This is a genomic window from Streptomyces sp. NPDC088246, assembly GCF_044741025.1.
Lineage (GTDB): Bacteria > Actinomycetota > Actinomycetes > Streptomycetales > Streptomycetaceae > Streptomyces.
This window is the reverse complement of record NZ_JBIURV010000012.1, coordinates 49,112-67,646: the sequence shown is the minus strand read 5'-3', so window position 1 is coordinate 67,646 and position 18,535 is coordinate 49,112. Positions and strand designations below refer to the sequence as shown.

Here is an 18,535-nt window from a genome sequence, read left to right as displayed (position 1 = left end):
CCTCCGTTCCCGACTACCAGACGTAGGCGAGGACTTCCCCACCTACGCCCTTCTTGCTGGCCTGCTGGCCGGTCAGGAGACCGTGGGACGTGGAGATGATCGCCACGCCCAGGCCGCCGAGGACCTTCGGCAGGTTGGTGGACTTTGCGTATACACGCAGACCCGGCTTCGAGATTCGCTTGATGCCGGCGATCGAGCGCTCGCGGTTCGGGCCGAACTTCAGCTCGAGGACGAGGTTCTTGCCGACCTCGGCGTCCTCGACCTTCCAGCCGGTGATGAAGCCCTCCTGCTGGAGGATCTCCGCGATGTGCGACTTGATCTTGCTGTGCGGCATCACGACGGAGTCGTGGTACGCCGAGTTCGCGTTACGCAGACGCGTGAGCATGTCTGCGATGGGATCAGTCATGGTCATGAATTGGCCTTCGGCCTCTCTCGCCGGGGTTTCCTGTATGCGCCATCCCTCTCCCCACTCAGTGGCGGGACGGGTGCGGTGCGGGGACCTACGGCGTAGTAAGTCGGTCTAGGGCGGCAGGCGCCCAACCCCACAAGCCTACGGCATGTGAGGGCGGGCTCCTGCCGACCAGATGCTTACCGAGAGCTTCCGTCAATTCCCAACGCCCAGAGGGCGAAGGAGAATTACCAGGAGCTCTTGGTCACGCCCGGCAGCTCGCCACGGTGAGCCATCTCACGAAGGCACACGCGGCACAGGCCGAACTTGCGGTAGACGGAGTGGGGCCGGCCGCAGCGCTGGCAGCGGGTGTACCCGCGAACGCCGAACTTCGGCTTACGGGCGGCCTTAGCGATCAGAGCCTTCTTCGCCACGGTCAGTTCTCCTTGAACGGGAAGCCGAGGTGACGAAGGAGGGCACGACCCTCGTCGTCATTGGTCGCCGTGGTGACCACGGTGATGTCCATGCCCCGGACCCGGTCGATCTTGTCCTGGTCGATCTCGTGGAACATGACCTGCTCCGTGAGACCGAAGGTGTAGTTGCCACGGCCGTCGAACTGCTTCGGCGACAGGCCACGGAAGTCACGGATACGCGGCAGCGCGAGCGACAGCGTACGGTCCAGGAACTCCCACATCCGGTCACCACGAAGGGTGACGTGGCAGCCGATCGGCTGGCCCTCGCGCAGCTTGAACTGCGCGATGGACTTGCGGGCCTTGGTGACGGCCGGCTTCTGGCCGGTGATCGTGGTGAGGTCGCGCACGGCGCCATCGATCAGCTTGGAGTCGCGGGCGGCGTCGCCCACACCCATGTTGACCACGATCTTGACCAGACCGGGAATCTGCATGACGTTCTCGAACGAGAACTCCTCACGCAGCTTGCCGGCGATTTCCTCGCGGTACTTCGTCTTCAGACGCGGAGTGGTGGTGGTAGCCATCAGATGTCCTCACCCGTCCGCTTGGCAACGCGGATCTTGTTGCCTTCGTCGTCGAAGCGGTAACCGACGCGCGTGACGACCTTGTTGCCGTCCTTCTCCACGACGAGCTGAACGTTGCTCACGTGAATGGGGGCCTCGGTCGTGACGATGCCACCGGTCTGCGAACCGCGAGCGGTCTGACCGGCCTTGGTGTGCTTCTTGACCCGGTTGACACCCTCGACGAGGACGCGGTCCTGAGCGGGGTAGGCCACGATGACCTTGCCCTGCTTGCCCTTGTCCTTACCGGTGATGACCTGAACCAGGTCGCCCTTCTTGATCTTCATGCTTACAGCACCTCCGGCGCGAGCGAGATGATCTTCATGAACTTCTTCTCGCGCAGCTCACGGCCCACCGGGCCGAAGATACGGGTGCCGCGGGGGTCGCCGTCGTTCTTCAGAATGACGGCGGCGTTCTCGTCGAAGCGGATGTACGAGCCATCCTGACGACGACGCTCCTTGACGGTGCGAACGATGACGGCCTTGACGACGTCACCCTTCTTCACGTTGCCACCGGGGATCGCGTCCTTGACGGTGGCGACGATGACGTCACCGATGCCCGCGTAGCGGCGACCCGAACCACCGAGAACACGGATGGTGAGGATTTCCTTCGCACCCGTGTTGTCGGCGACGCGAAGTCGCGACTCCTGCTGGATCACGTCTATCTCCTGATCGTCTGCCGGTTCCCGGCGGGGGCCACTCCGTTACCGGAGCGGACCCCCACCGAGCCTGGCGGAACTTGCCTGAGGGGAATGCCCCTCAGGAATTACTTGGCCTTCTCGAGGATCTCGACGACGCGCCACCGCTTCGTGGCGGACAGCGGCCGGGTCTCCATCAGGAGGACGCGGTCGCCGACGCCTGCGGCGTTCTGCTCGTCGTGCGCCTTGAGCTTGTTCGTACGGCGGATGACCTTGCCGTACAGCGCGTGCTTGACACGGTCCTCGACAGCGACGACGACGGTCTTGTCCATCTTGTCGCTGACGACCAGACCCTCACGGGTCTTGCGGAAACCGCGGTCGGTGTTCGTCTCAGTCACAGTCTTCTCGCTCATCAGGCGCTCTCCACCGTCTCGATGCCCAGCTCGCGCTCGCGCATCAGGGTGTAGATCCGGGCGATGTCCTTACGGACGGACTTGAGCCGACCGTGGTTCTCGAGCTGGCCCGTCGCCGCCTGGAAGCGGAGATTGAACAGCTCTTCCTTGGCCTCGCGGAGCTTGTTGAGAAGCTCCTCGCCGCCCAGTTCGCGCAGCTCGGACGCCTTGGTACCGGCCGACATCACGACTCACCTGCCTCGCGCCGAACGATCCGGCACTTCATCGGAAGCTTGTGAGCAGCGCGGGTAAGCGCCTCACGAGCAATCTTCTCGTTCGGGTAGGACAGCTCGAACATCACCCGACCGGGCTTGACGTTCGCGATCCACCACTCGGGAGAACCCTTACCGGAACCCATGCGGGTCTCGGCAGGCTTCTTCGTCAGGGGGCGGTCCGGGTAGATGTTGATCCAGACCTTGCCGCCACGCTTGATGTGGCGGGTCATCGCGATACGAGCTGCCTCGATCTGGCGGTTCGTCACGTACGCCGGGGTCAGCGCCTGGATGCCGTACTCGCCGAACGCAACCTGCGTGCCACCCTTGGACATACCGCTGCGCTTCGGGTGGTGCTGCTTGCGGTGCTTGACCCTACGGGGGATCAGCATTTCGGTCAGGCCTCCGTTCCGGTGCTCTCAGCCGGAGCAGCGGCGGCGGGAGCCTCGGCCTTGGGGGCCTCGGCTGCCGGCGCGGACTGCTGCGGCTTGCGACCGCGACCGCCACGCTCGCCACCGCGGCCACCACGGCCGGCCGGGCGGTCAGCGCCGCCACGGGCCGGGCGGTTGCCAGCGCGGGCAGCAGCGTTCTCGGCGCGGACCTCGGCGATGTTCTTGACGTCGCCCTTGTAGATCCAGACCTTCACACCGATGCGGCCGAAGGTCGTCTTGGCCTCGAAGAAGCCGTAGTCGACGTTCGCGCGGAGCGTGTGCAGGGGCACACGGCCCTCGCGGTAGAACTCCGAGCGGGACATCTCGGCGCCGCCGAGGCGGCCACCGCACTGGATCTTGATGCCCTTGGCGCCGGCCTTCATCGAGCTCTGCATGCTCTTGCGCATGGCACGACGGAAGGAGACGCGGGAGGAGAGCTGCTCGGCGACGGCCTGGGCCACCAGCTGAGCGTCCACCTCGGGGTTCTTGACCTCGAGGATGTTCAGCTGGACCTGCTTGCCGGTCAGCTTCTCCAGCTCGCCACGGATGCGGTCGGCCTCGGCGCCACGGCGACCGATGACGATGCCCGGGCGGGCGGTGTGGATGTCAACGCGGACGCGGTCGCGGGTGCGCTCGATCTCGACCTTCGAGATGCCGGCCCGCTCCATGCCCTTCGTCATCATGCGACGAATGGCAACGTCTTCCTTGACGTAGTCCTTGTACAGCTTGTCGGCGTACCAACGGGACTTGAAGTCCGTGGTAATGCCGAGCCGGAACCCATGCGGGTTAACCTTCTGGCCCATTACCGGGTTCCTTCCTTGCTGCTGACGACCACGGTGATGTGGCTGGTCCGCTTACGGATCCGGTAGGCACGGCCCTGAGCACGCGGACGGAACCGCTTCAGGGTCGGACCCTCGTCCACAAACGCCTCGCTGATGACCAGCGAAGAGGCGTCGGGGTGGTCGTAGTTGTGTGCGGCGTTGGCAATGGCGCTGTCCAGCACCTTGCCAACCGGCACGCTCGCGGCCTGCGGGGCGAAACGCAGGACCGCCTGAGCCTCCGTGGCATCCATGCCACGGATGAGGTCCACCACTCGGCGGGCCTTCATGGGCGTGACGCGGATGTACCGCGCCTGGGCCCTGGCTTCCATGGTTGTCCCTTCGGTGTGAGTCATAGTCGTTTCCACCCCGCGCTAGCGGCGCTTCGACTTCCGGTCGTCCTTGACGTGGCCGCGGAAGGTGCGAGTCGGCGAGAACTCGCCGAGCTTGTGGCCGACCATCGACTCGGTGACGAACACCGGGACGTGGATCTTGCCGTTGTGCACCGCGATGGTGTGACCCAGCATGGCCGGGATGATCATCGAGCGACGGGACCAGGTCTTGATGACGTTCTTGGTGCCTGCCTCGTTCTGTACGTCCACCTTCTTGATGAGGTGGCCGTCGACGAAGGGCCCCTTCTTGAGACTGCGCGGCATCTAAACCCGCTCCTAGCGCTTCTTGTTCGTCTTGCGGCGGCGGACGATGTACTTGCTCGATGCCTTCTTCGGCGAGCGAGTACGACCCTCCTTCTGTCCCCACGGCGAGACCGGATGGCGACCACCGGAGGTCTTGCCCTCACCACCACCGTGCGGGTGGTCAACCGGGTTCATCGCGACACCGCGGACGGTCGGGCGGACGCCCTTCCAGCGCATGCGGCCGGCCTTGCCCCAGTTGATGTTCGACTGCTCGGCGTTGCCGACCTCACCGATGGTGGCGCGGCAGCGGGCGTCGACCAGGCGGATCTCACCCGACGGCATACGAAGGTGGGCCATGGTGCCCTCCTTCGCCAGCAGCTGCACGGAGGCACCCGCGGAACGGGCGAACTTCGCGCCGCCGCCGGGCCGCAGCTCGATGGCGTGGATGGTCGTACCGACCGGGATGTTGCGCAGCGCCAGGTTGTTGCCGGGCTTGATGTCGGCGGCCGGGCCGTTCTCGACACGGTCGCCCTGCGTCAGGCCACGCGGCGCGATGATGTAGCGCTTCTCGCCGTCCGCGTAGTGCAGGAGCGCGATGCGCGCGGTGCGGTTCGGGTCGTACTCGATGTGCGCGACCTTGGCCGGCACGCCGTCCTTGTCGTGACGACGGAAGTCGATCACTCGGTAGGCGCGCTTGTGGCCACCGCCCTGGTGGCGAACGGTCACACGACCGGCGTTGTTACGGCCGCCCTTGCTGTGCAGGGGGCGGACCAGCGACTTCTCCGGCGTGGACCGCGTGATCTCGACAAAGTCGGCGACGCTGGAGCCACGACGGCCCGGGGTCGTCGGCTTGTACTTGCGGATACCCATTTCTCAGTCCTCGTCCGATTCCGGACGACTCGACCTCCGTCAGGAGGTCGGGCCGCCGAAGATGTCGATACGGTCGCCCTCGGCGAGGGTCACGATGGCGCGCTTGGTGTCAGCGCGCTTGCCGAAACCGGTCTTGGTGCGCTTGCGCTTACCCTGCCGGTTGATCGTGTTGACCCCGGTGACCTTGACCGAGAAGACCGCTTCCACGGCCTGCTTGATCTGGGTCTTGTTGGAGCCGGGCGCGACGATGAACGTGTACTTGTTCTCGTCGAGCAGCGCGTAGCTCTTCTCGGAAACAACCGGCTTGACGAGAACGTCGCGCGGGTCCGAGTAGGTCTTGCTGGTAACGGTCGCCTCGCTCATCAGGCGTCGCTCCCTTCGGTCTCAGCGGTCTGGGGGCCAGACACGAAGGACTCGAAGGCGGCCTGGGTGAAGACCACGTCGTCAGAGACGATCACGTCGTACGTGTTCAGCTGGCCCGGCTCCAGGATGTGCACCTGGGGCAGGTTGCGGGCGGACAGCCACGCGGCCTCGTCGGCGCGGTCGACGACCAGGAGCAGGTTCTTGCGCTCCGAGATCTTGCCGAACAGCGTCTTCGCGGCCTTCGTGGAGACTGCACCGTCGACCACGCCGGTGACGACGTGGATACGGGAGTGGCGTGCCCGGTCGGAGAGGGCACCGCGCAGGGCGGCGGCCTTCATCTTCTTCGGGGTCCGCTGCGAGTAGTCACGCGGCTGCGGGCCGTGGACGACGCCACCGCCGGCGAACTGCGGCGCACGGGTCGAACCCTGGCGCGCGCGGCCGGTGCCCTTCTGGCGGTACGGCTTGCGGCCACCACCACGGACTTCGCCGCGGGTCTTGGTCTTGTGCGTGCCCTGACGGGCAGCTGCCAGCTGTGCGACAACGACCTGGTGGATCAGCGGAACGCTGGTCTTCGCGTCGAAGATCTCCGAGGGGAGCTCGACGGTACCGGCCTTGTCGCCTGCCGGCGAAAGGATGTCAATGGTGCTCATTACCTCAAGCCCCCTTGGCCGCGGTACGGACCAGGACGAGGCCGCCGTTCGGACCGGGGACTGCACCCTTGATGAGGAGCAGACCCTTCTCCGCGTCAACCGCGTGGATGGTCAGGTTCTGGGTGGTGACACGCTCGTTGCCCATGCGACCCGCCATGCGCATGCCCTTGAAGACACGGCCGGGGGTGGCACAGCCACCGATGGAGCCGGGCATGCGGTGCACACGGTGGGCACCGTGGGACGCCTTGCCACCCTTGAAGTTGTGACGCTTCATCACACCGGCGAAGCCCTTGCCCTTGCTCTTGCCCGTGACGTCAACCTTGACGCCAGACTCGAACACCTCGGCAGTGACCTCCTGGCCCAGCGTGTACTCGCTGGCGTCAGGGGTGCGGAGCTCCACCAGGTGGCGGCGCGGGGTCACGTCGGCCTTGGCGAAGTGGCCCTTGAGGGGCTTGTTCACCTTGCGCGGGTCGATCTCGCCGAAGGCGATCTGGACCGACTCGTAGCCGTCGCTGTCGTTGGTGCGGACCTGGGTGACGACGCAGGGCCCGGCCTTGACGACGGTCACCGGGACGACCCGGTTGTTCTCGTCCCAGACCTGGGTCATGCCGAGCTTCTCGCCCAGGACGCCCTTAATGTTCTTAGCCATCTCGCGCGTCACCTCAGAGCTTGATCTCGATGTCGACGCCCGCCGGCAGGTCGAGACGCATCAGCGAGTCAACCGTCTTCGGCGTGGGGTCGAGGATGTCGATGAGGCGCTTGTGCGTGCGCATCTCGAAGTGCTCGCGCGAGTCCTTGTACTTGTGCGGCGACTTGATGACGCAGTACACGTTCTTCTCAGTGGGCAGCGGCACCGGGCCCGCGACCGACGCACCAGTGCGGGTCACCGTCTCGACGATCTTCTTCGCCGAGGAGTCGATGACCTCGTGGTCGTAGGCCTTGAGCCGGATGCGGATCTTCTGTCCCGCCATGGCTACTAGTAGTCCTGTCTCTCGTAACGCTCTGGAACCCGGGGGTTCTAAGGACTCCGTCTCCGACCCACGCGGTCGGGCGTGTCGCATCCCCTCTACGCAGATCTCCCGAAGGATTTCCCAACCAAGGGGGTGCGGGCCCGAGGACCGCGAGACCGGGGGCGGAACACCCACCGGGTGCCTGGCCTGTGCCCCACTGACGCTTCCCGAAAGATTCCCGTACGTCCGACCCGCAAGGGGTCGACGAGTACTGTGGGACTCGCTTCCGGTCCTCCCGGCGGGAGGCGCGCAGCATTGACACTCAACCGAGCAACCTGGTCAGTGTGCCATACGGGGCGTGAGCCTGGCCAATCGGGCGGAGGATCTTACCCCGCGTGATCGCCGGGTCAAACGCGGGCGCGCACCGGGAGCCGTGCCGGGCACCGCTCATCGTAATTCGGTCGAGCGTCCTGCGCCCCCGCCCCTACAGTGACCGGCCGGGCACGCCGTCGTCATCAGGGGCATCGATCATGCGTACGCACTATCCGCGCACCGCGCATCTGCCCTGGTCCCCGGGGGCCACCTCGGACGACGTACGGATCGCGGACCTCTCCGGACTGACCGGTCGCGAGGTCGTCGTCACCGAGAAGCTGGACGGCGAGAACACCACGCTCTACGCCGACGGACTCCACGCCCGCTCGCTCGATTCCGCCCATCACCCCTCGCGGGGGTGGGTGAAGGCGCTGCAGAGCCGTATCGGGGCCCGTATACCCGAGGGGTGGCGGGTGTGCGGGGAGAACATGTTCGCGCGCCATTCGATCCCGTACGACGGCCTGGAGAGCTTCTTCTACGGCTTCTCCGTCTGGGACGGGGAGCACTGCCTGGGCTGGGACCGGACCGTCGTCCTCCTGCGCGAGCTGGGGATTCCGGTGCCGCCGGTGCTGTGGCGCGGAGTGTTCGACGCGCGGGCCGAGAAGGCGCTGCGGGCGTTGAGGCCGGACACCGGACGGCAGGAGGGGTACGTCGTACGGCCCGCGGACGGCTTCGACGCACCGGACTTCGGGCGCCGGGTGGCGAAGTGGGTGCGGCCCGGCCACGTACAGACCGATACGCACTGGATGCACGCCCGCGTCGTGGAGAACGGGCTCGGCCCGGCCGCCGCCCTGTGGGCCGTACGGTCCGGAGCGCCGGTCGACGCGGCGGCCCTGGCCACCGCCGCAGGCACGGACGCGGGAGATGCCGGGGCCGCCCGCGCGATGGGCGACGCCCTCGACGCACTGGGCCGGACGGGCGAGGACCGGCTGACCGGGGTGCTGGCCGCGCTGCTGCACCGTTCCCGCCGCACCGGACTCGTGCCCGCGCTGGCACCGGCGCTGGGGATGCCGCTCGCCCGCCGCGTCGCGGACCTCGTCGGACTGCACCCCGCGCTGCACCGCCCGTACCCGGACGAGGAGCGCCGCACCGGGCTGGTCCGGATGTCGTTCGCCGCCGATCTGCCGCTGCTGCACGCGCTGGCCGCCACGGTGGCGGACACCGCCGGGGCGCGCGAGCAGGTGGAGTGGTCGGCGCTGCACGCGGAGGGCCTGGCGGAACCGGCCGGGCTGCGGGAGGCCTTCGCGGGGCTGGACCCGGAGAGCGCCGACCGCTGCCGGGCGCAGGCCCGTGAGGCGTATGCCCTGGGCCGGGTCACCACCGCCGAGGAGGCGGTCGCCGCGACCTGGCGGTGGCGGGCCGGGGACTTCCCGCGCCTGGTCCATCTGGTCGGCCCGTCCGGCAGCGGCAAGAGCACCTTCGGGCGTGCGCTGCCCGGCGTCGACACCTACCTCTCGCTCGACGATCTGCGCCTGGCCCGGGGTTCGCGCGCCGACCAGAAGGCCAACGGGGACGTACTGCGCGAGGGGCTCGACCGGCTGGACGCGGCGCTCACGGCGGGCTCCACGGTCGTCTGGGACGCCACCTCGCTCAACGCGCACCAGCGCTCCCTGGTGCACGCGGTCGCCCGGCGCAGGGACGCGCTGCTCACCCACGCCGTGGCCCTGGTCGGCGAGGCGGAGCTGATCCGCCGCAACGGGCGTCGCAGCCACCCCGTACCGGCCGAGGTACTGACCTCGCAGCTGCACAGATTCGTGCCCCCGTACCCCGGCCAGGCACACCGCACCTGGTACATCGGCGCGAGCGGAACCGTGGAGGACAGGGCGTAGATGCGTACCAGCGAGGAGATCTACCACCGGGTCCGCTGGGACGCCCGGTTCGACCCGGCGCGCTTCGTACTGGGCGTGGCGCAGCGCGGGACCGTGCCCAAGCGGGTGCCGCTGCCCCGCTTCACGCCCGGCGGGGACATCCCCTGGCACCGGGTGCTGTTCTTCGAGGCGGACGGTGAGCTGGTGTGGGACCGGTCCTCGGGCGTGGACCGGATCGACGCGACGGACGCCGGGCGGGTGCGCGCCCCGCGCCGGCTGCCGTCCCCGTACTTCGTCTCCCGCACGCCGCACGCGTACTCCGTGGCGGAGGCCGCCTGGACACCCGTGCCCGAGGACGCACCGGCGACCGCGCAGTCCGCTTCCCTGGCGCTGCTGACCTGGAACACCCTCTGGGACCGCTACGACAGCGACCGCATCGACACCGCCCGGCGCCGGCCGCTGCTCCTCGACGCCCTGCGCGCGGCGGACGCGGATGTCATCGCTCTCCAGGAGGCCGAACCCGCCCTGCTCGGCCTGTTGTTGGCCACGCCCTGGGTCCGCGAGAGCTACATCCTCTGGTCGGACCCGGCCGGCCGGGATGTCGCCGACTGCGGTCTGCTGCTGCTCAGCAGAGTCCCCGTGCGGGAGGCGGGCCTGCATGCCCTCGGCCCGCACAAGGCGGTCGCGGCCGTCGTCGTGGAGACCGCGGAAGGACCGGTCACGGTCGCCGTCACCCATCTCAGCAGCGACCACTCGGCGAATGGCGCCGGTCGGCGCGATGCCGAACTGGCCGATCTGGCAACGGGGTTGGCGGCAGTCGAGGGCGATGTGACGCTGCTCGGCGACTTCAACGACGGCGGGGACACCCCGCAGGACCGGCTGGGGATGGCGGACGCCTGGAGCCGGGTGCACGGCGCGGGCGACCGGACGCCGACCTTCGATCCGTCCGTCAATCCGCTGGCCGCCGTCTCCTCACTGACGGGGCGTGTGTCCCGGCTGGACCGGGTGCTGGTCCGCTCGGAGCGGCTGCGGCCCGTGTCGGCGGCGCTGCTGGGCGACGTACCGACGCCGGACGGGCTGTACGTGTCGGACCACTTCGGGGTACGGGTGGAACTGTCCGGGGCGGCGGCGGACGGACCGGAGGCCGACGCGGCAGAGATCGTCCGCCGGGTGGCCGCCGCCCTGCCCGAGGGCCGCGTCCATCCGGTCGGCTCGCGGCGGATGGGCTGTGCGCTGCCCGGCGCCGATGTGGACCTGGTCGCGGCGCTGTCCGGTGACGGGGGTCTCCCGGGGATACGGGAGCGGCTGACCGCTGCCCTGCCGGAGGCCGTCGGTCTGCGCGAGGTGACCGGTGCGCGCGTACCCGGTCTGCGTTTCTGCCTCGACGGGCTCCGGGTCGACCTGGTGATCGTCGCGACCGGTGACCTCTCCCCGGACGTGGCGGTCGCCCGCCGCAGCGAACTGGGCGAGGCGGCGGCCACGGCGCTCAGCGCGGTGAGCGACGCGGACGCGGTGCTCGCGGCGGCGGACCCGCACCGGGCCGCGTTCACCCGCCTCGCGCGCGAGGTGAAGGCCTGGGCCCGGGCACGCGGCCTGGACTCCGCACCGTGCGGCGGACTGCCCGGCCTCGCCTGGTCCGTACTGGCGGCCCGCACCGCCCACGAGGCCGGTGATCTGCCGCCGCTCCCCCTGCTCCGGCACTTCTTCGCAACCTGGGCCGCGTGGGACTGGAACCGGCCGGTCGGCTCCGGGGAGGCGGGCGAACTCCCCCTCACCGTGCTGACTCCGACCGCCCCCGTCCGCTCCTGCACCTCGCAGGTCTCCCCCACAGGCCGCGACCTCATCGCCGGGGAACTCTTCCGCGCCTGGGAAATCCTGGAGTCCGCCGCCGTCTCCGACCCCGTACCGCACGCCCTGCTCTGCGCCCCGCCGCCCCTGCACCTCCGTCACGCCGCCTGGGCGATCGTCTCCGTACGCCCTGGCCCCGACGAGGGCCGCTTCCGGGGCCGGCTCCTGGCCCTGCTCGCCGCTCTCGCCGAAGCGGGCTCCCCGGACGCCCACGCCTGGCCCCGCCCGTTCGGCGCGGACGCGTCCCGCATCCAGTACGCCATCGGCCTGGGACGGACCCCGCCGGACGAGGCCCGGCTCGCGGAGATCGGCGCCCGGCTGCTGCGAGGCATCCCGGAGGCGGGCCTGCGCCGGACGGGCCGGGGCGCGGCGCCGGAGCTGCGGTGACGGAAACCGGCGGCAACCCGCCTGGGAGAATCCAGCCGTGAACGAGAGCGCCATTGCGGCCTGGGCTCTGCGCCCCGCCGAACCGGAGGACGTCGAGGTCATAGCCGGGCTCAGGGCCACCGTGATGCGCCCCGACCTGGAGCGGCTCGGGCGCTACGACGAGCACCGCGTACGGCAGCGGCTGCGGGACGTCTACGCACCGGAGTACACCTCGGTCGTCGTCGCGGACGGCAGGTTCGCGGGCTGCGTCACCCTGCGGCCGGTCGAGGACGGGCTGTGGCTGGAGAACTTCTACCTCTCCCCCGCCCTCCAGGGCCGCGGCATCGGCACCGCCGTGCTGCGCTCGCTGCTCGCGCGGGCCGACGAGGAAGGCGTGACCGTGCGCCTGGACGTACTGCAGGGCAGCGCTGCCCGCGCGCTCTATGAACGGCACGGGTTCACCGAGGAACGACAGGACCCGATCGACGTGTTCATGGTGCGCACACCCACACGCTAGGCCGTCCGGGCCCCTCGGCCCACACCCGTAGAAACCCAGGCAACCCACCCCTGGGAATCTCCGTCTATCCCCCCGCAGCAGCGGTCGGCCCCCCGCCGCCGTCTGCACGGATTCGGTACGCAGCACAGGGCCGCACAGCCGCCCGCTGCGGGGGAAGTGGACGGAGCACGGTGTGACGGACGAACCTGCGCTGCGCGCATCTCGCACGGGAGTGTCGCGGCGCACTCTGCTGATGGCGGCGGCCGGTGCGATGAGCCCGGCAGTCCTGAGCGCCTGCACCGCGCCTTCGCCGCCCCGCCGCCGCAACCCCACCGCGGACCCGACGCCCGGCCTGCCGATCAGCACCTCGCACCAGGCCCTGATGATGCAGATCCTCGCCCACCCGGACGACGACCTGTACTTCATGAACCCGGACACGCAACAGGCCCTCGACACCGGAACGCCGCTGGTCTGTGTCTATCTGACCGCGGGCGAGGCCACCGGCATCAACCGCGCGCCCGGCCGCCCGCAGCCCGCCCCCGACAAGGCCGCGTACTCCTCCTCCCGCCATCAGGGGCTCCGGCAGGCATACGCGACGCTGCTGGGCCTCGACAGGTTCACGGACTGGCAGAAGTCCGTCATCGACCTGCACGGCAACCACCGCGCCGAGATCAACCGCCTCAGCAACGGCGGCCGCAAGGTCGAGCTGATCTTCATCAACACCGCCATGCACACCTCGTACGGGCGTCTCGGGCTGCCCAGCCTCTGGCAGGACCGAAGGCTCGTCCTGCCGACCGTCGTCGCCGACAACTCCCCGCTGAAGCGGGCCGGTTCGTACACGTACGACGGGCTGATCGACGTCCTGGTCGGGCTGTTCGACCGGTTCCGGCCCAGCACGGTGCACACCATGGACCCGGACCCCGACGTCCAGCACAGCAGCGAACTCGTCCGCCGCCGGGACAGCGAGCAGCCGGGCTACTCCGACCACCCCGACCACACCGCGGCCGCGCTGTTCACCTGGACGGCGCTGATCCGGTGGGTGGCTCAGGCCACCGAGGACGGCGGTGAGGTGCCGAGCTTCGCCACCACGGCGTTCCGCGGCTACTACAACCGGCACTGGCCGAAGAATCTGCCGCCCGCCGTGCTGGCGGAGAAGGCCTCGCACCTGGTGCCGTACGGGGGTTCGATCCACTGGCGCTGCGGCAACTCCGCGGGCTGCGGGGACTACGGCGTGGGCGGCAACCGGCCGCTGACCAACCGGAAAGGCTGGGTACGGTCCACCCACTACCGATACCCGGGCCCTCGGCCCGCCGTCGCCACCGACCCGGACGGCAGGCTCGTCGCATACGGGGTGCTGGGGCTGCGGGCGGTGCGCTGGCGCGAGAGCGCCCCGGGCAGCGGGGTGTGGGACACGCCGGACGACCTCGGCGGCGGCCCGCTCGCCCCGATCCTGGGCAGCGCGACCCTGCCTGACGGGCGGCAATTGCTCTTCGGACTGCGGTTCGCGGCGCTCAGCGGGCACGGGGCGGACAACGAGCGCGAGATCGTCGCGCTGGAGCAGCGCTCTCCGGGCGGCGGTTTCCGTCCCTGGCAGGGGCTGGGGAACCCGGAGCGCGCCCATGACGCCGGGCGCCGGATCGGTCTCCCGGTCGTGGTCGCCGCACCCGACGGGCGGGTCCATCTCTTCGTACGGAACGCGGAGAAGGGCCTCAGCACCCGGGTACGGGACACGGACGGCCGGTGGAGCGGGTGGCGGGACACCGGCGGGGGCGAGGTCCAGGACGGGCTGACCGCTGTGGTGGACGACGCGGGACGTGTCCATGTCTTCGCGGCGGGCCGCTACGCGGTGCATCACTGGACCCAGGACGCGCCCGGGGACGAGGTCACCGCACGCACCCAGATCAGCGGCGTACCGGTGCCGGGGGACGGCCCGGCCGCACTGGCCCGTGCGGACGGGACCGTCGAACTGTTCTACCGCGCGGCGGCGAAGGCCCGCCTGACGACCGTGATGACCGGGGAGACGGCTGACGAGACCGGCATCGACGGGTACGGGCGGCTGATCAAGGACCGGGTGGGCTTCGACGGGTACGGGCCGGTGTCCGCCGCGGGGTCGCCGCGCGGCCCGGTGCTGCTCGGCCGCACCGAGAAGGGCCTGATCCAGCTCCGTACGTCCCAAGGGATCTCCGTACGCGAGCGCGGGCCGGTGGCGCTGGACGGGCCCGCGCTGCATGTCGGCAGGGACGGGCGGCCGGCGGTGGTGGTGGCGCTGGGGATCGACGCCCACCCCTGGCTCTGGCGCCCCCGGCCGGCCTGACGACGCAGGCGGGCACAGGCCGAAGGACAGCGGCTGTCATCCTCTGATCACGCTCAAGGTGATGATCGCCGAGGACATGACGGTCGTACGGGAGGGACTGGTCTCCGTACTGACGCGCGAACCCGGCGTCGAGGTCGTGGCCCGGGCCGCCCACGGGGACGAGGTCCTCGCCACCGCGTCGGCCGCCCGGCCCGACGTGGCGGCAGCCGCACCACGGGCCGAACCCGACGCCCGGACACGCCACGAGCCCCCGCAACTCGACGGGACACCGTGGGCTGACTCGGGGCCCGCATGACGTCGGTCGACGCCGAAGGGCCCCGGTCCACCGCTTGCGCGGCGGGCCGGGGCCCTTCTTGGTGCTCTGTGCGGAGCAACCAGGTCAGACAGTCAGGTAATTACTTGACGATCTTGGTGACCTGGCCGGCGCCCACGGTCCGGCCACCCTCACGGATGGCGAACTTCAGGCCCTCTTCCATGGCGACCGGCTGGATCAGCGTGACGTTCATGACGGTGTTGTCGCCCGGCATGACCATCTCGGTGCCCTCGGGAAGGGTCACAACGCCCGTCACGTCCGTGGTACGGAAGTAGAACTGCGGGCGGTAGTTGTTGAAGAAGGGGGTGTGACGGCCACCCTCGTCCTTCGACAGGATGTAGGCCTGGGCCTCGAACTCGGTGTGCGGCGTGACCGAACCGGGCTTGATGATGACCTGGCCGCGCTCGACGTCCTCGCGCTTGATGCCACGGAGGAGCAGACCGACGTTCTCACCGGCCTGGCCCTCGTCGAGCAGCTTGCGGAACATCTCGATGCCGGTGACCGTGGTGGTGGTCTTCTCCTGCTTGATACCGACGATGTCGACGGTCTCGTTGACCTTCAGGACACCACGCTCGATACGACCGGTGACGACGGTGCCACGACCGGTGATCGTGAAGACGTCCTCGATCGGCATCAGGAACGGCTTGTCGACGTCGCGCTCGGGCTGCGGGATCGACTCGTCGACGGCCTTCATCAGGTCGAGGACGGTCTGGCCCCACTCCTTGTCGCCCTCAAGAGCCTTGAGCGCCGAGACCTTGACGACCGGAAGGTCGTCGCCCGGGAACTCGTACTCGGAGAGGAGCTCACGGACCTCGAGCTCGACGAGCTCCAGGATCTCCTCGTCGTCCACCATGTCGGCCTTGTTCAGGGCGACAACGATGTACGGAACGCCGACCTGGCGGGCCAGGAGCACGTGCTCCTTGGTCTGCGGCATCGGGCCGTCGGTGGCGGCGACCACGAGGATGGCGCCGTCCATCTGCGCCGCACCCGTGATCATGTTCTTGATGTAGTCGGCGTGACCCGGGCAGTCGACGTGCGCGTAGTGACGCGACTCCGTCTGGTACTCGACGTGCGCGATCGAGATCGTGATACCGCGCTGGCGCTCCTCGGGAGCCTTGTCGATCTGGTCGAAGGCCGAGGCCTCGTTCAGGTCCGGGTACGCGTCGTGCAGCACCTTGGTAATGGCGGCCGTGAGGGTCGTCTTACCGTGGTCAATGTGACCGATGGTGCCGATGTTGACGTGCGGCTTAGTCCGCTCGAACTTCGCCTTCGCCACTGGGTCCTCCTGTGGAGTGGTTCTGTACGCCTTGCTTCATCGGCGCCAGGTGATCTTTGCTGGGATGCCGGGGCCGGGGGCATTCACCGCATTGCTTGCGCTCTGCGACGAATGCCCCACCAGGCTCCGGTGACAAGCCTAAAGCGTGAGCTCGGGAGAGTTACTCGCCCTTGGCCTTCGCGATGATCTCCTCGGCGACGTTCCGCGGAACCTCGGCGTAGGAGTCGAACTGCATCGAGTAGCTTGCGCGACCCGAGGTCTTGCTGCGGAGGTCTCCGACGTAGCCGAACATCTCCGAGAGGGGCACGAGGCCCTTCACGACGCGAGCGCCGCTGCGCTCCTCCATGGCCTGGATCTGGCCACGGCGGGAGTTGAGGTCGCCGATGACATCGCCCATGTAGTCCTCGGGCGTGGTGACCTCGACGGCCATCATCGGCTCGAGGAGCACGGGGGACGCCTTGCGGGCACCCTCCTTGAACGCCTGCGAACCGGCGATCTTGAAGGCGAGCTCGGAGGAGTCGACCTCGTGGTAACCACCGTCGAGAAGGGTGACGCGGACGCCCACCATCTCGTAGCCGGCCAGGATGCCGAACTGCATGGCCTCCTGAGCACCCGCGTCCACCGAGGGGATGTACTCACGGGGGATGCGGCCACCGGTGACCTTGTTGACGAACTCGTAGGACGCGTCGCCACCCTCGATGGGCTCAAGGGCGATCTGCACCTTCGCGAACTGGCCGGTACCACCAGTCTGCTTCTTGTGCGTGTAGTCGATGCGCTCGACGGCCTTGCGGATCGTCTCGCGGTACGCGACCTGCGGCTTGCCGACGTTCGCCTCGACGCGGAACTCGCGCTTCATGCGGTCGACGAGCACCTCGAGGTGAAGCTCGCCCATACCACCGATGATGGTCTGGCCGGTCTCCTCGTCGGAGTGCACCTGGAAGGACGGGTCCTCCTCGGAGAGGCGCTGGATGGCGACACCCAGCTTCTCCTGGTCGCCCTTGGACTTGGGCTCGATGGCGACCTGAATGACCGGCGCCGGGAAGTCCATGGACTCCAGGATGACCGGGTTCTTGTCGTCACACAGCGTCTCACCGGTGGTGGTCTGCTTCAGGCCCATGACGGCGATGATGTCGCCCGCGCCCACCGACGAGATCTCCTCACGCTTGTTCGCGTGCATGCGGTAGATCTTGCCGATGCGCTCCTTCTTGCCCTTGACCGAGTTCAGCACCGCGGTGCCGGCCTCGAGGCGGCCGGAGTAGATCCGGACGAAGGTGAGCTTGCCGAGGTGCGGGTCGCTCGCGATCTTGAACGCCAGGCCGGAGAACGGCTCGTCGTCCGAGGGCTTGCGCTTGATGACAACCTCGGGGTCCTTGACGTCGTGGCCCTCGATGGCCTCGACGTCCAGGGGGGAAGGCAGGTAGCGGACGACCGCGTCGAGCAGGGGCTGGACGCCCTTGTTCTTGAACGCCGTGCCACAGAACACCGGGGTGACGGTGACCGAGTCGGCACTGCCCTTCGATGCGAGGGTGATCCGACGGATCGCCTCGTGCAGCTGTTCCTCGGTGGGCTCGACGCCCTCCAGGTACAGCTCCATCATCTGGTCGTCGTTCTCGGAGACGGCCTCGAGCAGCTTGCCGCGCCACTCCTGAGCTGCCTCGATGTGGGTGTCCGGGATGTCGACCGTGTCGTACATCTCACCCTTGGCGGCCTCTTCCGGCCACACAAAGGCCTTCATCGACACGAGGTCGACGACGCCCTTGAAGTCGGCCTCGGCGCCGATGGGGAGCTGCATGACGAGCGGGACCGCACCGAGGCGGTCGACGATCATGTCGACGCAGCGGTGGAACTCGGCACCCGTGCGGTCGAGCTTGTTGACGAAGCAGATACGCGGCACGCCGTAGCGGTCCGCCTGACGCCAGACAGTCTCGGACTGGGGCTCGACGCCCGCCACACCGTCGAACACGGTGACAGCGCCGTCGAGGACGCGGAGCGAACGCTCCACCTCGACGGTGAAGTCGACGTGACCCGGGGTGTCGATGATGTTGATGGTGTGGTCAACATCATTGAGCGGCCAGTGACAGGTCGTCGCGGCGGACGTGATCGTGATGCCGCGCTCCTGCTCCTGCTCCATCCAGTCCATCGTGGCAGCGCCGTCGTGGACTTCACCGATCTTGTACGAAACGCCGGTGTAGAACAGGATCCGCTCAGTGGTGGTCGTCTTGCCCGCGTCGATGTGGGCCATGATCCCAATGTTGCGGACCTTGGCCAGGTCAAGCGAAGTGGTGGCCATAAGGCTCAATCTTCTC

General features: G+C 68.7%; 23 protein-coding genes. 5 read left to right on the top strand and 18 right to left on the bottom strand.

The window, feature by feature from the left end:
* Positions 1-13: 13 nt before the first annotated feature.
* The 16 genes from rpsH to rpsJ all read right to left on the bottom strand — a co-directional run bounded on the left by rpsH (position 14) and on the right by rpsJ (position 7,457).
* Positions 14-412, bottom strand: coding sequence for a 30S ribosomal protein S8 (gene rpsH, locus ACIPEK_RS18435; RefSeq protein WP_037688013.1), 399 nt, complete (start codon positions 410-412; stop codon positions 14-16).
* A gap of 224 nt (positions 413-636) precedes the next feature.
* Positions 637-822 carry a type Z 30S ribosomal protein S14 gene (locus ACIPEK_RS18430; protein ID WP_003948630.1) on the bottom strand — a complete coding sequence of 62 codons (186 nt, stop codon included), beginning with the start codon at positions 820-822 and terminating at the stop codon, positions 637-639.
* 2 nt (positions 823-824) lie between these two features.
* On the bottom strand, positions 825-1,382 hold the full coding sequence (gene rplE, locus ACIPEK_RS18425) for a 50S ribosomal protein L5 (protein WP_093897251.1): 558 nt from the start codon (positions 1,380-1,382) through the stop codon (positions 825-827).
* Entirely contained in the window at positions 1,382-1,705 is a 324-nt protein-coding gene (gene rplX, locus ACIPEK_RS18420; protein ID WP_003966949.1) for a 50S ribosomal protein L24, read from the bottom strand. The genes rplE and rplX overlap by 1 nt, the downstream gene beginning before the upstream one ends.
* 2 nt (positions 1,706-1,707) lie before the next feature.
* Positions 1,708-2,076 (bottom strand): 50S ribosomal protein L14, encoded by a 369-nt coding sequence (rplN, locus tag ACIPEK_RS18415; protein ID WP_003966950.1) that lies wholly within the window; start codon positions 2,074-2,076, stop codon positions 1,708-1,710.
* A gap of 107 nt (positions 2,077-2,183) precedes the next feature.
* Positions 2,184-2,468: a 30S ribosomal protein S17 gene (gene rpsQ / locus ACIPEK_RS18410; protein WP_030977953.1), complete on the bottom strand. Its 285-nt coding sequence runs from the start codon at positions 2,466-2,468 to the stop codon at positions 2,184-2,186.
* Entirely contained in the window at positions 2,468-2,692 is a 225-nt protein-coding gene (gene rpmC, locus ACIPEK_RS18405) for a 50S ribosomal protein L29 (protein ID WP_124716937.1), read from the bottom strand. Before rpmC ends, rpsQ begins: the two co-directional genes overlap by 1 nt.
* Positions 2,692-3,111 carry a 50S ribosomal protein L16 gene (gene rplP / locus ACIPEK_RS18400; RefSeq protein ID WP_014047785.1) on the bottom strand — a complete coding sequence of 140 codons (420 nt, stop codon included), beginning with the start codon at positions 3,109-3,111 and terminating at the stop codon, positions 2,692-2,694. The genes rpmC and rplP overlap by 1 nt, the downstream gene beginning before the upstream one ends.
* 5 nt (positions 3,112-3,116) lie before the next feature.
* Positions 3,117-3,953, bottom strand: a complete 837-nt coding sequence (gene rpsC / locus ACIPEK_RS18395) for a 30S ribosomal protein S3 (protein ID WP_030914139.1) — start codon at positions 3,951-3,953, stop codon at positions 3,117-3,119.
* Positions 3,953-4,300: a 50S ribosomal protein L22 gene (gene rplV, locus ACIPEK_RS18390; RefSeq protein ID WP_073733141.1), complete on the bottom strand. Its 348-nt coding sequence runs from the start codon at positions 4,298-4,300 to the stop codon at positions 3,953-3,955. The genes rpsC and rplV overlap by 1 nt, the downstream gene beginning before the upstream one ends.
* A gap of 42 nt (positions 4,301-4,342) precedes the next feature.
* Positions 4,343-4,624 carry a 30S ribosomal protein S19 gene (rpsS, locus tag ACIPEK_RS18385; RefSeq protein ID WP_023539342.1) on the bottom strand — a complete coding sequence of 94 codons (282 nt, stop codon included), beginning with the start codon at positions 4,622-4,624 and terminating at the stop codon, positions 4,343-4,345.
* Between the two features lie 12 nt (positions 4,625-4,636).
* Positions 4,637-5,473 carry a 50S ribosomal protein L2 gene (rplB, locus tag ACIPEK_RS18380; RefSeq protein WP_093773282.1) on the bottom strand — a complete coding sequence of 279 codons (837 nt, stop codon included), beginning with the start codon at positions 5,471-5,473 and terminating at the stop codon, positions 4,637-4,639.
* 39 nt (positions 5,474-5,512) lie between these two features.
* Positions 5,513-5,836, bottom strand: coding sequence for a 50S ribosomal protein L23 (rplW, locus tag ACIPEK_RS18375; RefSeq protein WP_014154589.1), 324 nt, complete (start codon positions 5,834-5,836; stop codon positions 5,513-5,515).
* A complete protein-coding gene (gene rplD / locus ACIPEK_RS18370) occupies positions 5,836-6,486 on the bottom strand; it encodes a 50S ribosomal protein L4 (RefSeq protein ID WP_093897249.1) in 651 nt (216 codons plus the stop codon). Before rplD ends, rplW begins: the two co-directional genes overlap by 1 nt.
* Positions 6,487-6,490: 4 nt before the next feature.
* Positions 6,491-7,135 (bottom strand): 50S ribosomal protein L3, encoded by a 645-nt coding sequence (rplC, locus tag ACIPEK_RS18365; RefSeq protein WP_031080467.1) that lies wholly within the window; start codon positions 7,133-7,135, stop codon positions 6,491-6,493.
* 13 nt (positions 7,136-7,148) lie between these two features.
* Positions 7,149-7,457 carry a 30S ribosomal protein S10 gene (gene rpsJ, locus ACIPEK_RS18360; RefSeq protein WP_003948644.1) on the bottom strand — a complete coding sequence of 103 codons (309 nt, stop codon included), beginning with the start codon at positions 7,455-7,457 and terminating at the stop codon, positions 7,149-7,151.
* A gap of 509 nt (positions 7,458-7,966) precedes the next feature.
* Here rpsJ and ACIPEK_RS18355 point away from each other — a divergent pair.
* The 5 genes from ACIPEK_RS18355 (at position 7,967) to ACIPEK_RS18335 (ending at position 14,935) form a co-directional block, all read left to right on the top strand.
* On the top strand, positions 7,967-9,637 hold the full coding sequence (locus ACIPEK_RS18355; protein WP_401997025.1) for an RNA ligase family protein: 1,671 nt from the start codon (positions 7,967-7,969) through the stop codon (positions 9,635-9,637).
* Positions 9,638-11,851, top strand: a complete 2,214-nt coding sequence (locus ACIPEK_RS18350; protein WP_401997022.1) for a poly(A) polymerase — start codon at positions 9,638-9,640, stop codon at positions 11,849-11,851. It abuts the gene before it with no gap.
* A 37-nt stretch (positions 11,852-11,888) separates the two neighbouring features.
* Positions 11,889-12,347: a GNAT family N-acetyltransferase gene (locus ACIPEK_RS18345; protein WP_401997019.1), complete on the top strand. Its 459-nt coding sequence runs from the start codon at positions 11,889-11,891 to the stop codon at positions 12,345-12,347.
* A 232-nt stretch (positions 12,348-12,579) separates the two neighbouring features.
* A complete protein-coding gene (locus tag ACIPEK_RS18340; RefSeq protein ID WP_401997337.1) occupies positions 12,580-14,640 on the top strand; it encodes a PIG-L family deacetylase in 2,061 nt (686 codons plus the stop codon).
* Positions 14,641-14,701: 61 nt separating this feature from the next.
* Positions 14,702-14,935, top strand: coding sequence for a hypothetical protein (locus ACIPEK_RS18335; RefSeq protein ID WP_401997016.1), 234 nt, complete (start codon positions 14,702-14,704; stop codon positions 14,933-14,935).
* A 100-nt stretch (positions 14,936-15,035) separates the two neighbouring features.
* Here ACIPEK_RS18335 and tuf read toward each other — a convergent pair whose 3' ends face one another.
* Positions 15,036-16,229: an elongation factor Tu gene (tuf, locus tag ACIPEK_RS18330; protein ID WP_327273518.1), complete on the bottom strand. Its 1,194-nt coding sequence runs from the start codon at positions 16,227-16,229 to the stop codon at positions 15,036-15,038.
* 160 nt (positions 16,230-16,389) lie between these two features.
* Positions 16,390-18,519: an elongation factor G gene (fusA, locus tag ACIPEK_RS18325; RefSeq protein ID WP_327273519.1), complete on the bottom strand. Its 2,130-nt coding sequence runs from the start codon at positions 18,517-18,519 to the stop codon at positions 16,390-16,392.
* Positions 18,520-18,535 lie beyond the last annotated feature (16 nt).